The 6732-nt window shown below is 75.3% G+C and carries 1 protein-coding gene; it reads left to right on the forward strand.

What is annotated here, in order from left to right:
• Positions 1 to 6732: SDR family NAD(P)-dependent oxidoreductase (locus tag PUR71_RS01545; RefSeq protein WP_329924457.1), on the forward strand; the 6732-nt coding region annotated here is incomplete at both ends.

Genomic DNA, 6732 nt, shown 5'->3' on the forward strand with positions numbered 1-6732 from the left:
GGCCTGGTCCTGACCGCCGGTCAGGGCAACTACGCGGCGGCGAACGTCTTCCTCGACGCCCTCGCCGCCCACCGCCGCGCCATCGGCCTGCCGGCCACCTCGATGGCCTACGGCCTCTGGGACGTCGGCGCCGGCCTCGGCGAGCAGCTCATGGAGCTCAACCGCAACCGCATGGCCGCCCAAGGCGTCCCGCCGCTCACCCGCGAGGCCGGGCTCTCCCTGTTCGCCGCGGGTCTGCGCAGCGAGCGCGCCGCCGTCGTCCCGATCCGGGTCGACGCCGCCGCGCTGCGCGCCCGCACCGACGAGGTCCCCGCGCTCCTGCGCGCCCTCGTCCCTGCCACCCGCCGCACGGCGGCCCACGCCCCTGCGCCGGCCGCACCGGCCGACGGTCTCGCGGCCCGCCTCGCCGGGCTGACGGAGGCGGACCAGCGGCGGATCGTCCTCGACCTCGTCCGGGACCGGGTGGCCGGGCTGCTCGGCCACGAGTCGGGCGACGCGATCGAGCCGGACCGCGCGTTCCAGGAGCTCGGCTTCGACTCCCTGGCCGCGACCGACCTGCGCAACCGGCTCAACACCCTCACCGGGCTGCGCCTGCCCGCGACCCTCGCCTTCGACCACCCGAACGCCGAGGCGGTGGCGGACCTCATCGTCACCGAGCTGGGCGTGCGGACGGCAGCCGCGAGCGGGGAGGCGTCCCGCGCCGAGGCCGACCTGCGCGCCGCGCTCCAGTCGATCCCGACCCGCCGCCTCCGGGACGCGGGCCTGGTCGACGCCCTGCTCGACCTCGCCGACGGCCGGGTCCGTTCCGCCGACGCCGGGACGGACGTCCCGGAGGCGACCGAGGTCCGCCACGACCCGATCGCGATCGTCGGCATGGCCTGCCGCTACCCGGGCGGGGTGACCACGCCCGAGGAACTCTGGCAGCTGGTGACGTCCGGCGCGGACGCGATCTCCCCGTTCCCCGCCGACCGCGGCTGGGACCTCTCGACGCTGCGCGACGCGGACAGCGGGGGCACCGACGGCTCGTCCCGCACTCACGCGGGCGGATTCCTCGACGGCGCCGCCGAGTTCGACCCCGCCTTCTTCGGGATCTCCCCGCGCGAGGCCCTCGCCATGGACCCGCAGCAGCGGCTCACGCTGGAGCTCGCCTGGGAAGCCCTGGAGCGCGCCGGCATCGACCCGAGCGGCCTGCGCGGCACCCGCACCGGCGTCTTCACCGGCGTGATGTACCACGACTACCCGGGCAGCGACGGCAACGGCAGCGTCGTGGCCGGCCGCGTCTCGTACAAGCTCGGCCTGGAGGGCCCGGCCGTCGCCGTCGACACCGCCTGCTCCTCCTCCCTGGTCGCCCTGCACCTGGCCGCCCAGGCACTGCGCCAGGGCGACTGCTCGCTCGCGATCACCGGCGGCGTGACGGTCATGGCCACGCCGGGCGTCTTCGCCGAGTTCGGCCGCCAGGGCGCGCTCGCCCCCGACGGGCGGTGCAAGTCGTTCGCGACCGCCGCCGACGGCACGGGCTTCGCCGAGGGCGCGGGCTTCCTGGTCGTCGAACGGCTGTCGGACGCGCTGCGCAACGGGCACCCGGTGCTCGCGCTCGTGCGCGGCAGCGCCGTCAACCAGGACGGCGCGTCGAACGGCCTGACGGCACCGAACGGCCCGTCGCAGCAGCGCGTGATCCGGCAGGCGCTCGCCAACGCCCGCCTCGGCGCCGACCAGGTCGACGTGGTCGAGGCGCACGGCACGGGCACGACGCTGGGCGACCCGATCGAGGCGCAGGCGCTGCTCGCGACCTACGGTCAGGACCGCGACGAGCCGCTGCTCCTCGGCTCGATCAAGTCGAACATCGGGCACACCCAGGCGGCGGCCGGTGTCGCCGGCGTGATCAAGATGGTGCTCGCGCTGCACAACGGCGAGCTGCCGTCGACGCTGCACGTGGACGAGCCGAGCGCGAACGTGGACTGGTCGGAGGGGGCCGTCCGGCTCCTGACCGAGCCCCGGCCGTGGGCCCCGGGCGAGCGGCCGCGCCGCGCCGGCGTCTCGTCCTTCGGCATCAGCGGCACCAACGCCCACGTGATCATCGAGGAGGCCCCGGCGGCGCTCCCGGCAACGGAGGAGCCGGAGGCCGAGCCCGGCGTCGTGCCGTGGCTGCTGTCCGCCGCGACCCCGGAGGCCCTGCGGGCACAGGCCGAGCGCCTGCTCGCCGTCGCCGACGGGGCCCGGCCGGTGGACGTCGCGTACTCGCTGGCGACGACCCGCGCGGCGCTCGAACACCGCGCGGCCGTGGTCGGCGAGGGGACCGATCACCTCCTCGCCGGCCTGCGCGCGGTGGCGGCCGGCGAGGCTCCGACCGGCGTCGCGTCGAGCGGGCGGACGGCGTTCCTGTTCTCGGGGCAGGGGTCGCAGCGGTTGGGGATGGGGCGGGAGTTGTATGTCCGGTTCCCGGTGTTCGCGCGGGCCTTCGACGAGGTGTGTGCGGAGCTGGATCCGGGTCTGCGGGATGTGGTGTGGGGTTCGGATGCGGAGCTGCTGAATCAGACGGCGTATGCCCAGGCCGGGTTGTTCGCCGTCGAGGTGGCGCTCTACCGCCTCGTCGAATCGCTGGGTGTGCGGGCGGAGTTCGTGGCGGGGCACTCGATCGGTGAGGTGGCCGCGGCGCACGTGGCGGGGGTGTTCAGCCTGGCTGACGCCTGCGCCCTGGTGGCGGCGCGTGGCCGTCTGATGCAGGCGCTGCCGGCGGGCGGTGCGATGCTCGCCGTCCAGGCGACGGAGGACGACGTCCTGCCGCTGCTGGGCGAGTTCGTGTCGATCGCCGCGATCAACGGGCCGCGCTCGGTCGTCGTGTCCGGGTCGGAGGAGGCCGTCGCGGCCATCGAGGCACACTTCGCCGACCGCAAGACGACGCGGCTTCGGGTCTCGCACGCGTTCCACTCGCCGCTGATGGACCCGATGCTCGCGGACTTCCGTGAGGTCCTCAACGGGCTGATGTACAACGCTCCTTCGATCCCGCTGGTCTCCAACCTGACGGGCGCACTGGCGGAAGGTGTCCAGGGGCCCGACTACTGGGTGCGCCACGTCCGCGAGGCGGTCCGCTTCGCCGACGGCGTCCGCACCCTCCACGAGGCCGGGGTCACCCGCTTCCTCGAACTCGGCCCCGACGCCGTCCTCACCGGCCTCATTGGGAACGCCCTGCCCGACGGCGAGGCCGAAGCCATCCCGGCGCTGCGCCGCAACCGGGCCGAGGAGCACACCTTCGTCGAGGCGCTGGCCCGCCTGCACGTGCTCGGCGTCCCGGTGGACTGGTCCGCCTTCCACGCCGGGACGGGCGCCCGCCGCGTCGACCTGCCGACCTACGCCTTCCAGCACCGCCGCTTCTGGACGGATGCCTCGGCGTTCTTCCCGACGGCCGAGTCCGCCGGGCTCCGCAACGCCGATCACCCGCTGCTCACCGGGTCGCTCGAACTGGCCGGCACCGCCGGGCTGGTGTTCACCGGCCGGCTGTCGGCCCGCTCGCACGGGTGGCTCGCGGATCACGTCGTCATGGGCTCGGTCCTGGTGCCGGGCACGGCGCTGGTGGAACTGGCCGTGCGCGCCGGGGACGAGGCCGGCTGCGACCTGGTCGAGGAGCTCACCATGGCCGCGCCGCTCGTCCTGCCCGAGGACGGCACCGTCCGGATCCAGGTGCGCCTGGCCGAGCCGGACGACACCGGGCGCCGCGCGGTCGGCATCCACTCCACGGCGGACACCGGCCCGGAGCCGGTCTGGACCCTGCACGCGAGCGGTGTGCTGGGGACGGGCGCGGCACCTGCGGCCTTCGACGCCTCGGTGTGGCCGCCGGCCGACGCCGAGCCCGTCGACCTGACCGGGCTGTACGAGGGCTTGGCGGAGGCCGGGTTCGGGTACGGGCCGGCGTTCCGGGGCCTGCGGGCCGCCTGGCGGCGCGGCGACGAGATCTTCGCGGAGGTCACCCTGCCCGAGGACACCGACGGCGCGGACTTCGGCCTGCACCCGGCGCTGTTCGACGCCTGCCTCCACGGCTTCGCCCTGGCCGGGGGCGGCGAGGGCGGCGGAGTGCCGTTCGCGTGGGAGGACGTCGCGCTGCACGCCTCCGGCGCGTCGTCGGTCCGGGTGCGGCTGACGCGGTCGGCCTCGGGCGCGCTCGCGCTCGCCGTGGCCGACGCCGACGGTCGGCCGGTGGCCTCGATCGGCGCGCTGACGGTGCGCCCGATCGCCGCCGAGCAGCTCGCCGCCGGGGCGCGGGCGGGCCGGGACGAGCTCTTCCGGGTGGACTGGGTGCCGGTGAGGTCTTCGGATGCGCCGGAGTTCGTGGCGGTCGGATCGCTGGCGGAGGTGCCGGCGGACGTGCCGCCGGTGGTGGTGATCGAGACGGCGGTCGATGAGGTGCATGCGCGGACGGCGCTGGCACTGGAGCTGGTGCAGGGCTGGCTGGCGGACGAGCGTTTCGCCGGGTCCCGCCTGGTGTTCGCGACGCGTGGTGTCGTGGCGGGCGAGGACCTGTCCGGCGCAGCGCTGTGGGGTCTTCTCCGTTCGGCGATCACCGAGGAGCCGGGTCGGTTCGGCCTGGTGGATCTATCGGGTTCGGAGGAGCTGCCGCCCGGGGTCCTGGGCCTGGACGAGCCGCAGCTGCTCGTCCGTGACGGAGAGGTCCTAGCGGCGCGCCTCGCCCGTACGCAGGCGTCGGCCGACGCGGTGGTGTGGCCGAGCGAGGGCACGGTTCTGATCACCGGTGGCACGGGCGGCCTGGGCAAGCTCGTGGCCCGGCACCTGGTGGCCGAGCACGGCGTGCGCGATCTGCTGCTGGTGAGCCGCCGTGGCGCGGACGCCGAGGGCGTCAAGGAGCTGCTGGCGGAGCTGGGTGCCGGGGCGAAGGTCGAGGCCTGCGACGTGGCCGACGAGGCCGCCGTGGCCGACCTGTTCGCCCGGCACGAGATCCGCGCGGTCGTCCACACGGCGGGTGTGCTCGACGACGGCGTGATCGGCTCGCTCACTCCCGAGCGCGTCTCGGCCGTCCTGCGTCCGAAGGCGGACGCCGCGTCGTACCTCCACCGGGCTGCGGAAGGCGTCGACGCGTTCGTCCTGTTCTCGTCGATGGCCGGTACTTTCGGCAGCGCGGGCCAGGCCGCCTACGCGGCGGGCAACGCCTACCTGGACGCGCTGGCCGTCCACCGCCGCTCACTCGGCCTGCCCGCCGTCTCCCTGGCCTGGGGCCCGTGGTCGGACGTGGCCGGCATGACCGGCACGCTCACCGCTGCCGACCGCGACCGGATGACCCGCGCCGGCGTGCCGCCGCTCGACCCGGAACACGGGCTGGCGCTGTTCGACGCGCTCGCCACCGGCGCCGAGCCGGCCGTCCTCGCCGTCCGGCTCGACCTGCCCGCCCTGCGGGACCGGGGCGACGTCCCCGCCCTCCTGCGCGGCCTGGTCCGTGCTCCGGCCCGCCGGGCGGCGGGCGCCCCCGCCGCGATCGACCTGGCCCGTCGGCTCTCCGGCCTGGGCGGCGACGCGCGGAGCGAGGCGGTCCTGGAGCTGGTGCGCGACCAGATCGCGCTCGTGCTCGGCCACGGGGGCCGGTCGACGGTGGATCCGTCGAAGGCCTTCCAGGACCTCGGCTTCGACTCGCTGACGGCGGTCGAACTGCGCAACCGGCTGCGGACCGTGACCGGTCTCCAGCTGCCCGCCACCGTCGTCTTCGACTACCCGACCGCCCGGGCGCTCGCCGGCTTCCTGCTGGACGGACTGTTCGGCGCGACGGAGATGGCGGACCCGACGCCGGCGGCCCTGCCCGTCCCGTCCGACGACCCGATCGTGATCGTCGGGATGGCCTGCCGCTACCCCGGCGGCGTGGCGTCGCCGGAGGACCTGTGGCGGCTGGTGGCCGAGGGCGTGGACGCGGTGTCGGAGTTCCCGGCCGACCGCGGCTGGGACGTCGAGACCCTCTACGACCCGGACCCGGACCACAGCGGCACGTCCTACACCCGCACGGGCGGGTTCCTGCGGGAGGCCGCGGCGTTCGACGCGGCGTTCTTCGGGATGAGCCCGCGCGAGGCGCTCGCGACGGACGCCCAGCAGCGCCTGCTGCTGGAGACGTCGTGGGAGGCGTTCGAGCGGGCCGGCATCGATCCGGTGTCGCTGCGCGGCAGCCGGACGGGCGTCTTCGCGGGTGTGATGTACGCGGACTACGCGAACCTGCTGGGCGGCGGTGAGTTCGAGGGCCACCAGGGCAGCGGCAGCGCGGGAAGCGTGGCCTCGGGCCGCGTCTCGTACACCCTCGGTCTCGAAGGCCCGGCGGTCACGGTGGACACTGCCTGCTCGTCGTCCCTCGTCGCGATGCACCTGGCCGCGCAGGCCCTGCGCAGCGGCGAGTGCACGTTGGCGCTGGCCGGTGGCGTGACGGTGATGTCCACCCCGGCGACGTTCGTCGAGTTCTCCCGTCAGCGCGGCCTCGCCGCCGACGGCCGCAGCAAGGCCTTCGCCGAGGCGGCGGATGGGGTGGGCTGGGGTGAGGGTGTCGGTCTGGTGGTGCTGGAGCGGTTGTCGGATGCCCGTCGCAACGGGCACCGGGTGCTGGCCGTTCTGCGGGGCTCGGCCGTCAACCAGGACGGGGCGTCGAACGGTCTGACGGCGCCGAACGGTCCGTCGCAGCAGCGGGTGATCCGGCAGGCGTTGGCGAGCGCGGGGCTGTCGGCTGCCGACGTGGATGCCGTGGAGGCGCAC

It is taken from the genome of Streptomyces sp. SP17BM10, assembly GCF_036322405.1.
GTDB lineage: Bacteria > Actinomycetota > Actinomycetes > Streptomycetales > Streptomycetaceae > Kitasatospora.